Below are 18,776 nucleotides of genomic sequence, written 5' to 3'. Positions count from 1 at the left end.
TCGTGTGACTGGGCAATTCAGGAGATCGCCTCTTTCGCGACCAGAAGCCAGTGAGGTCCAAAGGCAGCCCCGAAAGGACTTAGAATGCTAAGTAACTTTCGGGACTGCCAAACATCAACGTTGGCATCAATGGGGATCAGCGATTACGACTGCGGTCTGTGCATTTATCTGCAGGGCCACATCACCGCCGATTTCCTGCCAGTCCGCACCCACGGCGTGGCTTTGGTCGACTATGATTTCAGAGCCTGCAGCCTCGACGATATAGCGGATCTGGCTACCAAGGAATTCGCGGTGTAGAACCTTACCCTTGATGGTGTCACTGCCACCTGTCGCCGAGATGTTGATGTTCTGCGGGCGCAGAACAATCGAGCCTGAGGTGACACTGGTGTCGCCAACGGGCAGGACGTCGCCGGTGCTGGTCAGGAACCGCATCTGGTCGCCTGACTTTTCAACCTTACCGTTCAGTACGTTTGCGGTGCCAAGGAAGTTGGCCACAAACAGATTTTCCGGGTTGTCGTACAGCACCTGAGGTGAGCCGACCTGCTGGATCACACCGCCATCCAGAACCGCCATGCGATCGGAAGTGGTGTTGGCCTCTTCCTGGTCGTGGGTCACAAAGATGGTGGTCAGGCCCAGCTTGCGCTGCAGCGCTAGCAACTCGCGCCGCATCTGAACCCGCAGATTGGCGTCCAGGTTCGACAGCGGCTCATCCAGCAGCAGAACCTGTGGTTCCACAACCACGGTCCGGGCTAGGGCGATCCGTTGCTGCTGACCACCGGACAGCTGGTTTGGCATCCGGTCTGCCAGATGGCTCAGGCCAACCAAATCCAGTGCCGCATCCACCCGAGGGCCGATCTCGTTGCGCGGCATTTTTCGCTCTCGCAGACCAAAGGCCACGTTGTCCCGCACGCTCAGGTGTGGCCATAGAGCATAGCTTTGGAACACCATGCCGACGTTGCGCTTCCACGGTGGCAGATCAACGATATCCTTGCCGCCGATCCTGATGGCACCGCTGGGGCGCGGACCAAAGCCCGCAATCGCCCGCAGCAGGGTGGATTTGCCAGACCCCGAAGGGCCGAGGAAGGCAAAGAACTCACCCGGTTCAATTGTCAGGTTTACCCCTGTCAGAACCTCTGTGTCGCCAAAGGAGAGGTGTACGTTCTCAATTTCAATACCGACCATTTGCTGGTTCATGTTCGATCTCCTGCCCGTGTGGGGGTCTTTTTGAATGATGTGAGCATCACTGTTCTTGTCCGCTCATGCGGTATTTCTTGTCGCGTTCGACGACCATTTGCGAAAGGAAGGTTCCCAACCCAACGATCAGAACCGCAACCAGACCCAAGGCTGCCCCTGCACCACGACCCGAAGGCGTCTGCATGAACAGGTAGATGCCATAGGCAAGTGGCGCGTCACTGTCCGAGGAGACCAGCATGATGGTGGCCGAAAGCTCCACTGCTGCGGTGGCAAAGCTGGTGACAAAGCCAGCCAGAATGCCGCCGGTCATCAGTGGGATCACGATCTTCTTCACCGTGCGGGCCTTGCTTGCACCGAGGTTTTCAGCCGCTTCTTCCAGCGAGACACTGACCTGCTGCAGGGCAGCGGTACAGGCACGCAGGGCATAAGGCAGACGACGGATCATCAAGGCCAGGGCAATGATCACCCACCAGCTTGCCATAGGCTCGCCGCTGAATGGCACTTCCATGCCGTGGAACAGACGCAGGTAGCCGATACCCAGCACAACACCCGGAACAGCCAGAGCGGCGGTTGCCAGATAATCCAGCGCCTTGCGGCCAAAGATCTTGGTGCGCATCACGATATAGGCAATGGCCGTACCGATGATGATGTCGGCCACAGCGGCCAGACCAGCATAGATCACGGTATTGGTGATGTATTCACCGGACGCGTTCCACATGGTGACAAAGTTCTGCATCGTGTAGCCATCCGGCAGCGGTGCGTAGGACCAGATTGTCGCAAAGGACAGCAGGGTCAGACCGATGTGGGGTGACAGAACCGCCAGCAGGATCAGGGCTACAACACCGTAAGCCATGACTTTCTCGTGGGTGCGCAGGTCACGCTTGCTGAGACCGCCGCCACCCTTTTGTGTGGTGGAGTAGTCCTTGCCGCGCATGAACAGGAACGAAGCCCAGAGCGAGAATATTGAGAATGCCACCAGGATGAACGAAATCACATAGCCCATCGGGTCGCTGATGCCGATGGACGAGATCCGCAAGAAGGCCTGTGGCGCCAGCATGTTGTTGACGTTCAACAGCAGCGGGGTGCCCAGATCGTCAAACACCTTGATGAAGACCAGCGCAGCACCGGCAATGTAGCCGGGCATTGCCAGCGGGAACACAACCCGGCGGAACAGGCGCATGCCATAGGAACCGAGGTTCTGGGCAGCTTCTTCCATTGAGCGGTCAATGTTGCGCAACGAGGTGGACAGGTTGATCAGGATGAAGGGAAAGTAGTGGATACTCTGCACCAGGATCACACCGTTCAATCCGTCCATGAAGGGGATCGAGACGCCGAACTTTTCCTTCAAAAGCAGGTTGATGGTGCCGTTGCGGCCAAAGATCAACTGCATGGCAACCGCGCCGACAAAGGGCGGCATGATCAGCGGGATGAAACCCAGCGACTGGATGATCATCGCCCCGGCAAAGTTAAAGCGGGTGGTGATATAGGCCAGGGGCAGGGCGATGATTGTGGCAACGACAACGGACATGGCCGAGACGTAGAAGGAGTTCCAGAAGCTTTCGCGGAACAGCGAGGAGCCAAAGAAATCCTGAAAGTTGTTGAGCGTGAGAGCTTCGGTATTTGGGTCCAGAAACGCGACGTAGATAACCAGCAGAACTGGGATGATGAGCAGGCCGATCAGGAGGAGCGCGATCAGCAGGGCGACCATGCCCAATCCGCTGACGCGCGGAAATAAGGCCGAGGGTAATTTGTCGGCTAAAGAGCCGGGGCGAGAAGTGTCGGACATTGGGGTTCTTCCGTTGTCAAAACTGACGAATACGTGGTCCCTGCAAGCTGGGGGAGAGGCCGCTTGCAGGGATTGGTGTTGGCGCGGGCCGAGGGGGCCCGCGCCAGGTGCGCCTTACATTGCGGCGGCTTTCTCAGCGAGTTCCTGGGCACGACGGTAGTTTTCAACAACCATGGTATCCCAGCCTTGCTCGACCTGTGCTTGACGCTCACCTACAGTGTCGGTCGCTTTCTTGCGCTTCTTGGTGAAAGTCGCGGCAAACTCAGCGTCTAAGCTCTTGGCTTCGTCGATTGGGTTGGCTTCGATCAATGCACGAGCTTCGGCGATCAGAGCCTTGGCTTCGGCGTTGTCACCTGTCGCGTGCTTGGCTTCGGCCAGCTGTACGGCACGTACGGCGGAACGAAGATCATCCAAACGGTAGGTGATCATTACGTCGAACATCGAGTTTACGAGGTTGTAACGTGCCTTGGATTTGAACACGTCAAATTCAACTGCAGCACCAATGGTCGAACCTTCTGCGAAAGGGTTAGGGAAGCCTTCAGGAGCAGCTTCATATGTTGCCGGGTTAACAGGCAGACGCATGATGGCTGGGTCCAGCAGAACCTCTTGACCCGCTGGGGTCAGCAGGTATTCGATGAATGCGCGTGCGCCGTCACCGTTTGGAGCTTCGTTGACCACAGCGATGTTGGCCGGGACCAGAGCAGTCACGGTTGGGTAAGCAAAATCAACCGGGAAGCCCGAGGCTTTGGACGAGAAGCCAAAGAAGTCGATCACGATGCCAAGGCCGAAGTTACCAGTGTTGACGCCATCTGGAACACCAAAGCTGCGCTCGGTTACGGTGGCAAAGTTACCAGCGATCCATTTCCATTCGGCCCAGCCTTTGTCCCAGCCTTCGCCCTGCAGCAGGGTTTCAACAGTCAGGTGAGTGGTGCCGGAACGCGATGGCGCAGACATGCCAACGTGGCCGTGGTATTCGGGGTTCTTCAGCTCGGACCACTCTTTGGCGGGCTCAAGATCGTTGCCCTTCAGGTAACGCTCGTTCCACATGATGCCGTAACCAGCAGCCGCAAAACCGATGTATTTTCCGTCCGGATCGTTGATCGGGTAAGAACCGATTGTGTCAGGAATACCGGTTGAAGTTACACTGGCGGATGCAAGAAGGTTGTCGCCTTTCAGAACTTCGAAGGCATCAGGGGCAGAGGCCCAGAAAATGTCGGCAGTGTTGGCGCCGGCCAGTTCCTGGATGTACTTTACACCAGCGGATGTTTTCTTGTTCAGGATCTCAAGATCGACGCCAGGATTTGCAGCTTCAAAAGCAGCCTCAATCGGGCCCGTCATCGAGTTCGGGAACGAAGTGATAACCACCACTTTGTCCGAAGCCATGGCCATGGTCGACGTGGTGGTAAGAAGTGCAGCTGCAATTGTGGCACGCACATAAGATTTCATTGTATTCCTCCCAGAATGAATCCCGGCAGGCGAAAACGAAAACCGGGCTGCATAAAGGATGTCACCCGCCAATATTTTGTCAAACAATTGATATATTTGAAGTAATTTCAAATTTCGGGTCAATATTGACCCGTAAATTGGGTCAATTTCGACCCATTTATCAGTCCAGTCCCAAAGTCTTCAGCCTCAGATACAAGCGTTTCCTTGGAATACCCAACGACTCGGCGGCAATACCCTTGCGTCCACCAGCCTGCATGAGAGCGTGCCGTAGCATGGCCTTTTCGAACCGGGCCATGGCATCATCGTAACTGTCTTCGGTTCCAAACGGGGCCTTTGTATCCGATGTTCCAGCGGACAAAGACAGTGGTAGACCAATCACCATTTTTTCTGCGACATTACGCAACTCGCGGATATTCCCGGGCCAAGTGTGAGCCCGCAATGGCTTTAGCATTTCCTGCGTGATTTCTGGCAGTTTTAGCCGGTGGCGCGCCACAGCGTCGCGAATAAAAAACTCTAGCAAGACGAAAAGATCATTCTCGCGTTCGGTCAGTGGTGGAAGAGAAATCTGAGCAACATTGATGCGGTAGTAAAGATCGGCGCGCAAACGACCATCAGCAATCAATTGCGATGGATCGGTTTGTAACGAAGCAATGATGCGCGGACCATCTATACCTCGTACTTCAATCAATACCAGAAGACGAAGCTGTTGCGGTTCAGGCAAAGCTTCCAGTTCATCAAGAAACAAGACACCACCATCTGCGCCAGCGAGCCTAGCCTCTATTTCGGTTAGCCACTTGTCTTCTGTCAGTGTTCCGCAATTTACGGTTTGAAACTGCGTTTCTGCGCCCGGCGACAGATCATGAATGCACTGGGCCGCCAATTCTTTTCCAGTGCCGGTTTCACCCAACAGCAGTATATCGACCTTGAGAGGAGCCACAGCCAGAATTTCTTTGCGTAAGGCCCGCATGACTTTTGACCGACCGATGAGCCGGGTTTTCAGTGCCCCGCCATCGGCGACGATATTTTTGAGGTTATAGTTTTCTATCTGAAGGCGGCGCATCTCCAGCGCCCGGCGCACAACATCGACCAGATATTCTGGTCTAGTCGGCTTCTCTAAAAAATCAAACGCACCGGCCTTCATTGCACTAATTGCAGTTTGCACATCTCCATGGCCGGTGATCATGACAAATGGCACTTCAGGGTATTGATCTTGTGCAGCATGAAGAAACTCCATCCCACCCATGCCGGGCATACGAATATCTGAAACCACCACTCCGGGCCATTCAGGGTTGAGCTGGGGCAGAGCCAGGTTGGCGGAACAAAAACCTATTGCAGGCAGGCCAGCATCTTCCAATGTATCGAGAACCGCTTCACGAAGGTCATCATCATCATCGACGATATAGACTAGCGGTTCGGTCACGAATTAGGATCTCCAGCGGGAAGGATCAGAACAGCACGGGTACCGTGAGGCGCATTATCTACCAACTTCAGATCCCCTCCCATTCCCTTAACAATGTTGTAGGAAATTGACAAACCCAGCCCAAGCCCCTTTCCCACTTCCTTTGTCGTAACAAAAGGATCAAAAACTGATTCAGGCGACAAATCACCAAGCCCAATTCCGTCATCAGCCACGACCAGAGAAAACTGACCATCCTCAGAAGTTCCGCTCAGGCCTATCTTTCCAGTCCCTCTAGCAGTCGAATTGATCGCATCCAATGCGTTGGACAACAGGTTGACCAGTACCTGCTCAATCAGGATCTGATCACCCTGGACTTGGGCCTGTTCAAGATCCGGGCAAACCGCAAGTTCAATGCCCGGCGCGTCAATCCGCCCCTTCAGCAGCAACGCACTTTCGCGGATCAGTGGGCCAAGCGACAAAACGTCTGAACGATATGTGGATCGGCGGGCGAAGCGTTTCAGATGAGTGATGGTCGCTTCCATCCGGTTTGTGAGCCCATCCATCCGCTCAATCTGACGTTGGACCATCTCTTCTGCCCCTTTGTCGTGGCCTTCCTTCAACAGATGAATGCGATGCTTCATCGCCGCCAGCGGTTGATTCAGTTCATGGCTGATTCCAGATGACATTTGGCCCAACGCAGCCAACTTACCAGCTTGGACCAAGTCTTCCTGAGTGCGCTTTAGTGTTTCCACAGCGCGGCGCCGTTCAGCCACTTCGGTCATCAGACGACTGTTGGCCTCATCACGCGCATGTACGGACTGCTGAAACACACCAACGGCATGTGCCATCTGCCCGATCTCATCTTCACCAATGGGCGGCAGTTTCTCCGGTGGCTCACCACGGGCGATGGCCAGCATCGCTGCCGACATTTCACCTAAGGGCCGAATAATGCCTTGCCGTACGTAACCAAACAGTGCCCCCCCCCCAATCAGTCCAGCCAATACCGTTAGCCCGATGAGAACACGTATTGCCAACTGCGATCGTGCAGCCGAGGCCTGGGTCACTGCCAGGACCTGAACCCGTTGTTTGGCCCCAATTCCAGCGAGTTCTGACTGCAACCCCGCCAAACGTGTTTGCACGGAGTTCAACAGGTCCAAAAGTTGCAGCTGACTGTCGAACCACCTGCCACGCAACGCAAACATTCCATTGCTCCCCTGCGCTAACGGCCCGAGCGCTTGAACCGACTGACGCAGTGTCAGGTATTCAGATGCATCTGGTAGAGCAGCCGCCATAATGCTGAGCCTAGTCATGGAATCCTCGGCTAGGTTGCGAAACTGGATAAGCTGCGTAGGCTCTGTTGCTACTGAACTTTGCACAATCAGCGTAACCAACGTCGCCGCCTCACCGCCGAGCTCTTGAACCAGATCGCGGGCGTCCCGTTCAGCGGTTATCCGTTCTGCAAGACCTGTGCGAAAAGCCCGATCAGCACTCTTAGCCAGGCTGTCGGTCGCCACCGCAATATTAAAGGTGAAGTCACTCAATAAGGGATCCACTTCGTCCTGTATGTCGACGTTCAACCAACGCAGATCGCCGACTCGCGCTGTGATGCGACGTGCCAGTTCGTGGCGTTCATCCAGCACTTCCAGAACTTGTTCCAGCATAGCCCGCAATCCGCCTCCGAGAGGTTTACCGCGTGCCGGGCCCGCACGATCAACCTGAGCCGAGATTGCAAGCACGACCTCTTCAAGAGACGCCTGAAACTGCATAGCATGTTCACCATCTTGCCGCCCGACAATCGCGGCAGTGATGTATGCCAGTTTGGCGGAGTTTTCCGCCAGTTCACTGGCCAACGCTATACGGGGAATATGCTCGCCGGCCAGCGTCGCATAATCTTTGTTGACTTGATTAAAGAACCAGATCGCGACTGCCAGCACTGCCCAAACGATTGTCACAATGGCTAGCACCACGACCATCAGCCTAGCCCAAATACTTGGCATCCAGCGGTTGGCAAAATTCAGGATCATTCTGGAGAGCCCGCCAACCGTTCCAGTTCGTCCAATAGCAACAATGCACTGCCAATGGTCGTCGTCGCGCGCTTGCGCCAGTGCTCAAGCACATCTTGCTGCAAAGTCGTCGGTGCTGAGAAGGCAGTTAAGCGAGTTGGCACAGCGTTAACATCCTGGGTCATCGCCTCTGCTTCTGTCACTGGGATCTGCACCAACAGTCTTTCCACTTCGGGCAATTGCGCTAGAATTTCCGCATCCGCAACCTGCTCCAAACGGCGCATCCGTCGCCAAGCCTCTTGTCGCTCCGAAAGTTGGAACGTCACAAACTCGTCAAACAAGGTATTCACGGCCCAATACCTGTCGCGGGCTAAAAGTGCATCATAAGGCAACCAGTTGACCCGAAGAGCAGCCACAATTTCCTGGGCTGCAAGGCCAGCTCTGGCGCGTATTTCAGCGTTTATCGGCACTCGTCTAATATCAGGACGCAATAATAGTTCCTGTCCCTCAACTGACAAAAGCATGTCAACAAATTCGGTCGCCAAATCCGGAGATTGTCCACCTCGAAGAACACCGATCTGCGCTGGCATCACCATAACTGGTCGCCCATACCGAAACATCAGTCCATTTTCTGCCCTTGATAGAGTGAGAAAATCGATGCTGATGCCTATCTCAAAACGTTGTTTTTCAATACCATCGATGACCCCGAAACTGCGCGATGTGAGCGTTGAGAGATTACCTGACAAAGCCAGTAAATACGCCCACCCACCGTCCCAACCACGAACCTGAAGAAATCGCTCAACGAACATATGCGCTGTCCCCGATCGCGACGGGCGCGTCATAGCAATTTGCCCGACATATTCCGGGCGTAACAAATCATCCCATTCGTTGGGCCGCGGCAGAGATGAATTGCGGTTTTGCGCCCAACCAATGGAGGAAAACGCAAACGGATAGAATGCAGCGTTGCCCGTTTGGTCCGACTGCCAGTCAGTCATTGCTTCTGCGTCGGGGCGAAACGCACCATGGGCATTCAACACTGCAAATGCCTCAGCCGATGACACCCAAAAAAGGTCAAAGTTGCGCGGATTACCACGCACAATTTCTTCGACACCCGCATTTGTATTTTTGTTCAACACATTCACCGCTACGCCGGGGTTGCGGTGCTCAAACAACTCAGCAAAAGGCTTGAACAGGCTGGAGGGCATGGACGTCAAAATCCGCAGCTCACGAGCGTCTGCCGGGCTTACTGCTGCAATAAGTAATGCAAACAGGTAGCACCCCCAAACAACATTACAACGTCGGAGTTCCGCCATTAGCATACGCCTGAATTTCCCCACGGCTGTCTCATGATTCATAGAACCAATAGCAAAAGTGACTGGCGAAAGGTATCTTCCCGTAAGATCCGTATTCCGGTACAGAACTCGCCTGTTGGATGCAGATGCCATCGGTGATGGGTTTGCAGCACAATGTACCACGCTTCACAGAGCTTGAGATATTGGTCTGCCCTGCTCCTAGTGGGGCAAAATAGAACATAGCCGAAGGTTCGTAGCATTGATCTCGACCGGCTGCGCACCAAGAGTTGCACACCGGCCCAATGAGACACTCAGGTCTTGAGCTGATGACGCGAGACCGCAATCCGCTCACGACAACATCCCGAGTTTAAGGTCGTTGCTCTTTGAATTGACAAGCTATGACGCAGGTTTCATCAATTCGGACCTTGGCAGAGCTTCGCGGATGAAGGTAATTTCGGAAGCATTCTATATGTAGGCAAGAAACTGCTTCAAATTGCACAAATATGTCTGCGAATACCGCACCAATCAGTGATGTCACTGGTCGCCCTGGACCTGCCCTCAGTCTGCGCCACCAGCACCCGCTTGATCGAACCGACAGCTCTGCGTTTCCAAGCAGCCAGTCGAAGCAAGCTTCACCTCTCCACGGAAGCAGAACCAAGTAAAAGTCAACCATGCGCGTGACCGATACCAATTCTTTGCGTCTATCTCGTTACGGTTCACAACAAAGGCGTATGCCTATTTGTGAACCGTAGAATGGGCCGTTCTTAACTTGACAATTTTGGTGGATTTGGTTCGGCCTGAACATCGTGACGCCAGGTGGCCAAATCATTGTTAATCCATGCTTTTACACGTTCCAAACCAGGTGTGTTGCTGGCTTCTAGGAAGCGCAACATCTCACGTGTTCCATGCTGATAACCGGCACGATAGCTTTCCTCTGGATCGGTCTGCACACCTTCGAAGCCTAGGGGGCGGTTAAATTTGCTCTGCGCCATGTCACTCTTGGTCCTTACTATTCCGATATGTGGTTCGTTTATGTCTAGTGCAGCAGGGTCAAGGCCGCTCACCGCGTTTCAACGCCAGTATCGTGGGTCAAAAATAACGATCCCTTAAGAACGCCCTCTTTTACCGATAGATAAAATCAAGAAGCGGTCTGTGAGCACCTGTCGCAAAGGAGATTTCTCGTCAGAGCAGAATGCCAATGTGCTTCCTCGCGTTCCTTGCCAGTTTCGGAGCCCATTTACACACTGGAGCATTGCCTGTTGAAGCGCCCCAAGCTGTTCCCTCAGAAGTGCAAAGATCCGCGCCTATAAAAAATTGCGCCCCTTGGCAAAACCATGCCAAGGGTACGGATCATCAGAACGCCGTCTGTGACCTCGTATCTTTTGCGACACTTGCGCGAACACGCCTGCAATATGGTCGGGGCAAATCCAGTTTCATTGTGCTCAGAAAATTGCCGCGGGAAGCCAGGTTGCGAGCGCGGGTAAGGCCCAGACCAACAGTACGCCAATGGCCTGCAGGCCAATGAAGGGTGCAACACCTGCGTAGATATGGCCGGTGGTCACTTCTTTGGGGGCCGCGCCACGCAGATAGAACAGTGAAAACCCAAACGGAGGCGTAAGGAAACTGGTTTGCAGGTTGATGGCAATCAAAACGCCCAACCAAATCGGGTCGTGCCCCATCAGGATAAGTGTCGGAGTCACCAAAGGTAGAACAATGACCGAGATTTCGACGAAATCCAGAAAGAACCCCAAGAAGAAGATGAATATCATGCAGAATAGGAGCGCGCCGTTGGCACCGCCCGGCATGTTCGACAGTAATGCAGCCACTCGTTCTTCACCACCAAGCCCGATAAAGACCAAAGAGAAGATGCCTGCTGCAAGTATTGTGGCGAAAATCATCGAGGTCATCGTCAGTGTCGAATTGACCGCTTCATGCAGAACCTTTTGGCGAAGTGCTGCGTTCAGCGCATACGCGATTGAGATAATGCCAACCAAAGTCATCACCGCATAGACCGCGCCGCCAACATAGGATCCAAACCCCAGATCATTGCGTTGCAGACGAACCGGAAACAGACCAGCAAGAACTCCGACGGCCACCAAGGCAGCGGTTCCGATCAGGATCAGGCGTGGGTTAATGCCCAGCCTAATTCCAGCCATCAAGATGGCTCCGATGGCCCCAACAGATGCGGCCTCAGTTGGGGTGGCGATACCGCCAAGAATGGCGCCAAGTACGGCGAAGATGAGTAGAACTGGCGGTACAATCGCGCGGATCACTTCGCCGCGGTCTGGTTTTGCCAAATCTGAGGGCGCTGGTGGCATATAGTGCGGACGGATGACCCCAAGTACCAGAATGTAGATCAGATACAGACCAACGAGCAACAATCCGGGGATAATTGCAGCCGCAAAGAACTGGCCGACTGACAAAGCCTCAACCGAGAATTTGCCCTGTTCGTACTGCGCCTGCTGATAGGAATTGGACATCACATCAGCCAGAATGATCAGCAGGGTTGAGGGTGGAATGATCTGGCCCAGTGTGCCGGCCGTGCAAACAATGCCGCTTGCGACCCTTGGATCATAGCCCGAGCGAAGCATGGTTGGCAGTGCGATCATGCCCATGGCAACAACTGTGGCCCCAACAATCCCTGTGGACGCCGCCAAAAGCGCGCCAACCAGAACCACAGATATTCCAAGTCCACCGCGCAGCTGACCAAACAACCGGCCCATGGTGTCGAGCAAGTCCTCTGCGATGCGGCTTTTCTCCAGCATAGCGCCCATAAGTACAAACAGCGGAATGGCAATCAGCACCTGATTGCTGAGCAGCCCAAATACCCGCTGGCCCATGGCCCCCAACAGCGTGATATCCATCACGCCAAGCATCCAGCCAAGATAGGCAAACAGGATGCCAACACCAGCAATGCTGAACGACACAGGAAAGCCACTGAGGATCGCAACCATGAGGGCTGCAAACATAATTAGATCAAGATATTCGGTCACGAGGGTGCCCTTTTGGACAAGAGCCGGATCAGTACCGAGACCGATTGCAGCATAACGAGGATACAAAATGCGGGGATGAGTGTTTTCATCAGAAACACGGCCTCGATCCCTCCAACCGAAAGCGGGCCTTCAAGGATTTTCCAGGAATTGCGCACAGAGGGCCAGGACCAGTAAAGCAAGGCCCCCATCGAGGGCAGCAGCAGGAAGAGGTGGCCAAAAATGTCGATGCGGCGCCGGGTAGCCGGACTTGCCTTGGCATAAAACACATCCACGCGAACGTGCTTGTCGACCAACAGCGTATATCCCGCCGCCAGCATGAACAGGGCCGCATGTAGATAAAGCACACTTTCCTGAGCAGCGATCGAATTCACACCAAACACGTATCGTCCCATCACGATGGCAAACTGTGTCAGCACCATGAACAAAGCCAGCCAGCGCACCAAATGCGCGGTGGTTGTGTTGATCCTGTCGATTATAGTCGCAATGCGTTCCAATGGCTTCTCCCTGAATTGGAACTAATGGGCGCGCATGTTTTCACGCGCGCCCGATAGATAAGGGTCAGTATCCCATGATGCCCGCGCGGGCATTCATCTGACCGTTGTCAGCATAGGTCATATACCCACCAACCGAGTCACGATAAGCGACAAAGCTCTCGGTGATCCGCTTGACCAGTTCGTCATCATCCTGACGCAACTCATCAATCACTTCACCCGCGGCTTTACCCATCGCCTTGATGACATCCTCGGGGAACATCTTGACCATCACACCATGCTCTTCGACCAGCTTCTTCAGCGAAAGTGCGTGTTTGGTTGTGTATTCGGTCCAGACCGGGTTGTAGAGACTTTCGCAAGCAAAGCTGACCGCCTGCTTCAGGTCATCTGGCAGTTCGTTGTAAACATCGCCGTTTACACCGCATTCTTCAGCCGACGATGGCTCGCCCACACCTGGCCAATAGTAGTTCTTGGCGACCTGATAATACCCCAGTGCGCTGTCAGTCCACGGACCGATAAATTCACCCGCATCCAATGCACCGGTTTGCAGTGCCTGGAACATTGCCGGGCCGCTCATCGCTTCAGCTGCCATTCCGAGCTTAGTCGCCATCTCCGAGGCAAGTCCGGTGGTCCGGAACTTCAGACCTTTCAGGTCTTCGGCCGAGTTGATGTCGTTGCGGAACCAACCGCCCCACTGCGGGCCCGAGTTGCCACACAGGAAGGGTTTGATACCAAACCGGCCATACATTTCGTCATACAGCGCTTGACCGCCACCATGGTACAGCCAGCCAAACTGTTCATCCGCACGCAGACCAAAAGGCTGCGAACCGAACAGTAAAATACCCTTGGATTTTGAACCCCAATAAGCAGGCACAGCGTGGTACATCTCTGCTGTGCCTTCACTGACCGCATCAAACACACCGCGACCCGGTACAATCTCACCAGCCGCATACAGCTTCACCTCGATGCGACCGCCGGACAGCGTACCGATCCGATCAGCCAAGTTTTGAGCAGCTACACCCGGACCAGGCAGGTTCTTTGGCCATGCTGTAACCATTTTCCACTGGCGTTTGCCCTGTGCAACGGCCGGGCTGGCCAGAGCCGTGGTTGCAACACCCAATACGCCAGCTTTCAAAAACTTGCGTCTTTCCATTGGTCTTTCCTCCATGTTGATCTTGTATTCCAACTGTTCCGGTCGCGTTCGACCCACGTCAATTAACGTCGCCTGACCCTGTCGGGGTGTTTCACTGCATCTTGCAGCAATGATGTTTCCAATCTGCCGCGACTGAACAGCAGGTGTCGAGACCTTGGCAAGTTCACCACCTTCGACATGGGTTGCTCCATTTAAAAGTTCGTGCTTATTATGAATAAGTACCTACATAATAATGTCAACGGAGTTGTGTGCGACAGATAAGCAATGCCATTCATGTAACCGTAGTTTTGGGAAGGAAGACAGGAATGAAAATTTCAGTCGCAAATGATGGTCGTCATTTTGTTCGAGATCGGATAGTCCGTTTTTTCCATTTAAACATTGAGAAACTGGAGCAGGGTTTTGAGCGCTGAAGTTCGTCATTCCTGGGTAGATATCAGAAATTGGGTTCACGCGCGGATTCTAGACAGAACCTACAGGCCCGGTGACAAGCTACCCAGAGACGAGGATATAGCAAAAGAACTTGGATGTGCACGAAGCACTGTGCAACGGGCGATGCGTGATTTGTCCGACGCAGGCATTGTCGAACGCAAGCGCAAAGGCGGGACGCAGGTTCGTGCCCACCCGGTCACGCGCGCCACACTCGACATACCAGTTACCCGCAACGAAGTAGAACAACGCGGCAGCGTATATGGGTATCAGTTATTGACCCGGGTCATTGATGAGATCCCACTGGCCGTGATGTCGAAGTTTTCTTTGCGTCAATCCAAACAGATGCTGCACGTCGAAGCGCTACATCTCGCTGACCAGCGGCCCTATATTCTCGAAGATCGTTGGATCTGCACCGAAACGGTGCCGGAAGTCCTGAACGTAGACTTAGTCGAACAGAGCGCAAATGAATGGCTGGTTCACAACAAGCCTTACAGCCGTTGCGATCTAAGATTCTACGCAGTGCAGGCTGATGAGTACACGGCCCGACAGCTTGACGCGCCCTTAGGGTCAGCGCTTTTTGTGATGGAGCGGACGACCTGGATCAATCTTTCCCCAATTACGACCGTCCGCGCAATAACCACGCCAGGCTATCAGCTACTAACCCAAATCTGACCACCAGCAGGCACGATCAAAACACTCCGTCCCTGAAGCTGTCGGTGCTGTAGACCGCAGTTAACCGCGCGCCATCTTGCGCGCCATTGGTGCAATCGTGAGACCTTGGATAAGGATCGAGAAGATCACCACCATATAGGTGACGCTCAGGATCATTGGCTTCCATTCGCTGTCTGGCAACGCCAGTGCCAGCGCGATCGAGATACCGCCCTTGAGCCCACCCCAGGTCATCAACGGGATGATATCGCCTTTGATGACGCCTGGGCCGCTCATCATGACGCTGGGAACCGCAACCGCTGTCAAGCGCCCGAACAGCGCCAATGCGATCGCATAGATACCCTGCAGCAAATAGTCATCGGTAATCACAAAGATCTCGAAACCAATCATTACAAAAAGGATTGCGTTGAGAATTTCGTCGACCAACTTCCAAAAAGCATCTACGTAACCGCGCGTTTCCTCGCTCATTCCGTCGCGCATGCCAACATGGCCAATGAACAGGCCAGCCACGACCGCCATGATCGGGGCTGAGATGTGTAGGTATATCGACAGGATGTATCCGCCAAAGGCCAGTGCCAGAGTGATCAGCACCTCCAGAGCGTAGTCGTCAATGCGCTTCATGATCTGGAAGGTGCCCCAACCAAGGGCAGCCCCCATTGCAGCACCACCGAGAGCTTCCTGAACAAACAGAATGGCACCATCAGAGACTTCCGTGACATGGCTGCCAACAACCGGGAATGCCATCGCGACCAAAACCAGGTAGATCACATAGGCAACACCGTCGTTGAAGAGGCTTTCGCCGGCAATTTTTGTTTCAAGTGATTTACGCAGGTTCGCCTCGCGAAGAACCCCCAGAACCGCAACCGGATCGGTGGGTGAAATCAAGGCACCAAAGACCATTGCTACCAGCAGGGGCATGCCAGTGATCCATGAAAACCCAAATCCAACAATGGCGGTAGAGAGAGCGACGCCGAGAGTAGCCATAAGAAAAACAACGCCTGCCTGGCTGCGCAGCTCGCTGATAGACACATGAAGCGCTCCGGCGAAAAGCAATAACCCCAGCATGCCTTCAAGGAGTGCTTCGGAAAATTCAAACTCGCCCACAATTTTGCGCACTTCATCGCCAATTTGCAGCGCGGGAAACAAGGTATCGAAACCCAAGATGCCAAGCGAAGCCAAGAGAGCAACAACGAGAATTCCGATGGCCTGAGGGAGCTTCAAGAAATGATAATTGAGAACCCCAAAAAGTGCCGCGAGGACGATCAGTATTGATGCGATCTGTAGCAGGTCCATCGGCTTTCCATCTTGAGTTAGCCGATTAAGGCTGGTTCACATTCCCGCTAAACGACGGCTCTGAAAAGGAAGCTTGGCGCCTTCGCACCAAAGTATCCAGATCTCGCGTGAAGCGCACAACAAGAAAGCCAGGTCCGGTCTCTGATATCGGTATCACTATCAGACCTGTGGCGGACAACAACTAAATACTCCACACTGTCCAGCCTGCGCCGAACCAACCGGCACCAGTCGCATCAGACATGTCCGAAACATATTCACCTGTGAGCCGGAGACCTAGGTCCTCTTTGGGCAACAGCAGCAGGCAACACCCGATCGTCAACGATTTCCACTGCTGCAACCTAGTCAGCCGGGTCCTTTAGGCCCCAAATCAATACCTAAATACGGTCTACGATATCATGTCAGACCACCACCCAGGCGGCATTTCTCTGAGATGACTTCACACAGGCATCGATGAACTGGACCCCTCTAAGGCCATCCTGGATAGTTGGAAACTGAACGTCTGAGGGAATTGGTTCTCCAGCAACGTAAGAACGGATAGCTGCGGCGGCTTCGGTGTAAATATTGGCAAATGCCTCCAGGTACCCCTCTGGATGTCCGCCCGGCGTTCGCGTCATTCGGTTAGCCGAAGGGGTCGCCCCGGCGCCACCTCTGGTCAACAGGCGCTTTGGTTCACCAAATGGGGTGTACCACAGATAGTTTGGATCCTCTTGCGCCCACTCAAGGCCGCCCTTCGATCCATAGACACGAATTTTCAGGGCATTTTCATTGCCTGGCGCAACCTGACTGGACCATAGCATGCCGCGCGCGCCGCCCTTAAACCGCAGCATTACATGTGCGTTGTCATCGAGTTGACGACCCGAAACAAAGCTTTGCAGATCTGCCGACAGGCTTTCTGCATCCAGTCCAGTGACAAAGCTCAATAAATTGAACGCATGGGTACCTATATCGCCAATACAACCGCCAGCTCCAGATCGCGCCGGATCGGTGCGCCATTCAGCCTGTTTGTTGGCGTTGACTTCCTCCGCCTCGGTCAGCCAGTCCTGCGGATACTCAGCCTGAACCACGCGGATGTCACCCAATGTACCTGAGGTGATCATGTCACGCGCTTGCCGTATCATCGGGTAACCCGTGTAGTTGTGCGTCAGAACAAACAGTGCGTCCGATGCTTCGGCGACCTTCACCAGCTTACGCGCGTCTGCAAGAGTTGAGGTCAGTGGCTTATCACAGATCACATGAATACCGCGACGTAAAAACTCTCGTGCGACCGGCGCGTGCATATGGTTTGGGGTGACGATGGCAACCGCCTCGATCCCCTCTTTCAGCTTTGCCTCGCGGATTGCCATGGATTTGAAGTCATCATAGGTTCGGTCTGCTGCCAACCCAAGCGCGGCACCCGAGGCCCTTGCTTTTTCAGGTGTGGATGACAGGGCCCCAGCGATGAGCTCATATTCGCCATCGACACGCGCCGCAACCCGATGAACAGCACCGATAAAGGCATCATTGCCCCCGCCAACCATCCCCAGACGAATTGGTTTTTTGCTCATCATTTTAATCACCCAACCCCAGCATGCGCCGGTTTGCTGCTTCGTCTGTTCCGCCATCGGCAAAATCATCAAAAGCTTTCTCAGTAACACGAATGATATGATCTTTGACGAACTGCGCACCTTCTCGGGCACCGTCCTCAGGATGCTTCAGACAGCATTCCCATTCCACTACAGCCCACCCGTCGAAATTGTTGGCAGCCATCTTGGAAAACACTGCTCCAAAATCTACCTGACCATCCCCCAGCGACCTAAAACGTCCGGCGCGGTCAGTCCAACTTTGATAACCCGAGTAGACACCCTGGCGACCCGTTGGATTGAATTCAGCATCTTTGACGTGGAACATTTTAATACGGTCTTTATAGATGTCGATATTGTCCAGATAGTCGAGACACTGCAGGACGTAATGTGATGGGTCGTACAGCATATTGGCGCGAGCATGGTTGCCAACTCGGTCTAGAAACATCTCAAACGTCACACCATCATGCAGATCCTCGCCCGGATGAATTTCATAGCAAACATCCACACCCATTGTTTCTGCATGGTCCAATATTGGTTTCCAACGGCGGGCCAATTCATCAAATGCGGTTTCCACTAAACCCGCAGGTCGCTGCGGCCATGGATAAACATAGGGCCATGCCAAAGCCCCAGAAAAAGTTGCGTGCTCCGAGATCCCCAGGTTGTGACTTGCGGTGATCGCCAGCTTCACCTGCTCTACCGCCCAGGATTGCCGCGCCTTAGGATTTCCGCGCACTTCGGGGACCGCAAAGCCATCAAATGCGGTGTCATATGCGGGATGAACCGCCACCAATTGACCTTGCAAATGTGTCGACAGCTCGGTGATTTCCACGCCGTTTTCACGGGCAACACCAACCAGTTCCTCGCAGTATGAGCGTGAACTTGCGGCTTTGAGAAGATCAAAAATACGACCATCCCAACTGGGAACTTGGACACCCTTGTAGCCACAATCTGCCGCCCATTTGGTAATGCTGTCCCAACTGTTAAACGGCGCATCATCGCCTGCGAATTGCGCCAGAAATAATGCGGGGCCTTTTAGCGTCTTCATCGTCCTATCCTCCGGTTGCGA

General features: G+C 54.0%; 14 protein-coding genes. 1 reads left to right on the top strand and 13 read right to left on the bottom strand.

The features are described 5' to 3' along the window. Nucleotides 1-126: 126 nt before the first annotated feature. The 10 genes from FEE96_RS03610 to FEE96_RS03565 all read right to left on the bottom strand — a co-directional run bounded on the left by FEE96_RS03610 (nucleotide 127) and on the right by FEE96_RS03565 (nucleotide 13,757). Complete coding sequence (locus FEE96_RS03610) at nucleotides 127-1,194, bottom strand: ABC transporter ATP-binding protein (RefSeq protein ID WP_138161610.1); 1,068 nt, start codon at nucleotides 1,192-1,194, stop codon at nucleotides 127-129. Between the two features lie 46 nt (nucleotides 1,195-1,240). Then, nucleotides 1,241-2,980, bottom strand: coding sequence for an ABC transporter permease (locus FEE96_RS03605; protein WP_138161609.1), 1,740 nt, complete (start codon nucleotides 2,978-2,980; stop codon nucleotides 1,241-1,243). Between the two features lie 114 nt (nucleotides 2,981-3,094). Continuing rightward, nucleotides 3,095-4,426: an ABC transporter substrate-binding protein gene (locus FEE96_RS03600; protein WP_138161608.1), complete on the bottom strand. Its 1,332-nt coding sequence runs from the start codon at nucleotides 4,424-4,426 to the stop codon at nucleotides 3,095-3,097. Between the two features lie 160 nt (nucleotides 4,427-4,586). Continuing rightward, the gene (locus FEE96_RS03595; protein ID WP_138161607.1) at nucleotides 4,587-5,846 is read right to left on the bottom strand and encodes a sigma-54-dependent transcriptional regulator; all 1,260 of its coding nucleotides are present in this window, start codon (nucleotides 5,844-5,846) and stop codon (nucleotides 4,587-4,589) included. Further along, nucleotides 5,843-7,849, bottom strand: coding sequence for an ATP-binding protein (locus tag FEE96_RS03590; RefSeq protein WP_138161606.1), 2,007 nt, complete (start codon nucleotides 7,847-7,849; stop codon nucleotides 5,843-5,845). Before FEE96_RS03590 ends, FEE96_RS03595 begins: the two co-directional genes overlap by 4 nt. Beyond that, nucleotides 7,846-9,141: an ABC transporter substrate-binding protein gene (locus FEE96_RS03585; protein ID WP_171021596.1), complete on the bottom strand. Its 1,296-nt coding sequence runs from the start codon at nucleotides 9,139-9,141 to the stop codon at nucleotides 7,846-7,848. Before FEE96_RS03585 ends, FEE96_RS03590 begins: the two co-directional genes overlap by 4 nt. Nucleotides 9,142-9,884: 743 nt before the next feature. Further along, on the bottom strand, nucleotides 9,885-10,112 hold the full coding sequence (locus tag FEE96_RS03580; RefSeq protein WP_138161604.1) for a hypothetical protein: 228 nt from the start codon (nucleotides 10,110-10,112) through the stop codon (nucleotides 9,885-9,887). Nucleotides 10,113-10,562: 450 nt separating this feature from the next. Next, on the bottom strand, nucleotides 10,563-12,113 hold the full coding sequence (locus FEE96_RS03575; protein ID WP_171021595.1) for a TRAP transporter large permease: 1,551 nt from the start codon (nucleotides 12,111-12,113) through the stop codon (nucleotides 10,563-10,565). After that, on the bottom strand, nucleotides 12,110-12,607 hold the full coding sequence (locus FEE96_RS03570; protein ID WP_246079265.1) for a TRAP transporter small permease subunit: 498 nt from the start codon (nucleotides 12,605-12,607) through the stop codon (nucleotides 12,110-12,112). The genes FEE96_RS03575 and FEE96_RS03570 overlap by 4 nt, the downstream gene beginning before the upstream one ends. Before the next feature lie 64 nt (nucleotides 12,608-12,671). After that, nucleotides 12,672-13,757 (bottom strand): TRAP transporter substrate-binding protein, encoded by a 1,086-nt coding sequence (locus FEE96_RS03565; RefSeq protein ID WP_138161603.1) that lies wholly within the window; start codon nucleotides 13,755-13,757, stop codon nucleotides 12,672-12,674. A gap of 378 nt (nucleotides 13,758-14,135) precedes the next feature. Here FEE96_RS03565 and FEE96_RS03560 point away from each other — a divergent pair, with 378 nt between their 5' ends. Further along, nucleotides 14,136-14,858, top strand: coding sequence for a GntR family transcriptional regulator (locus FEE96_RS03560; protein WP_342770946.1), 723 nt, complete (start codon nucleotides 14,136-14,138; stop codon nucleotides 14,856-14,858). A gap of 60 nt (nucleotides 14,859-14,918) precedes the next feature. Here FEE96_RS03560 and FEE96_RS03555 read toward each other — a convergent pair whose 3' ends face one another. The 3 genes from FEE96_RS03555 to FEE96_RS03545 all read right to left on the bottom strand — a co-directional run bounded on the left by FEE96_RS03555 (nucleotide 14,919) and on the right by FEE96_RS03545 (nucleotide 18,755). After that, complete coding sequence (locus tag FEE96_RS03555; RefSeq protein ID WP_138161601.1) at nucleotides 14,919-16,148, bottom strand: cation:proton antiporter; 1,230 nt, start codon at nucleotides 16,146-16,148, stop codon at nucleotides 14,919-14,921. A 398-nt stretch (nucleotides 16,149-16,546) separates the two neighbouring features. Beyond that, the gene (locus tag FEE96_RS03550) at nucleotides 16,547-17,695 is read right to left on the bottom strand and encodes a Gfo/Idh/MocA family protein (RefSeq protein ID WP_425467292.1); all 1,149 of its coding nucleotides are present in this window, start codon (nucleotides 17,693-17,695) and stop codon (nucleotides 16,547-16,549) included. Nucleotide 17,696: 1 nt separating this feature from the next. Continuing rightward, nucleotides 17,697-18,755, bottom strand: a complete 1,059-nt coding sequence (locus FEE96_RS03545) for a sugar phosphate isomerase/epimerase family protein (RefSeq protein ID WP_138161599.1) — start codon at nucleotides 18,753-18,755, stop codon at nucleotides 17,697-17,699. Nucleotides 18,756-18,776 lie beyond the last annotated feature (21 nt).

The sequence above is a fragment of the Parasedimentitalea maritima genome, assembly GCF_005771405.1.
Taxonomy (GTDB): Bacteria; Pseudomonadota; Alphaproteobacteria; order Rhodobacterales; family Rhodobacteraceae; genus Parasedimentitalea; species Parasedimentitalea maritima.
This window is presented reverse-complemented; position numbering and strand designations above follow the sequence as displayed.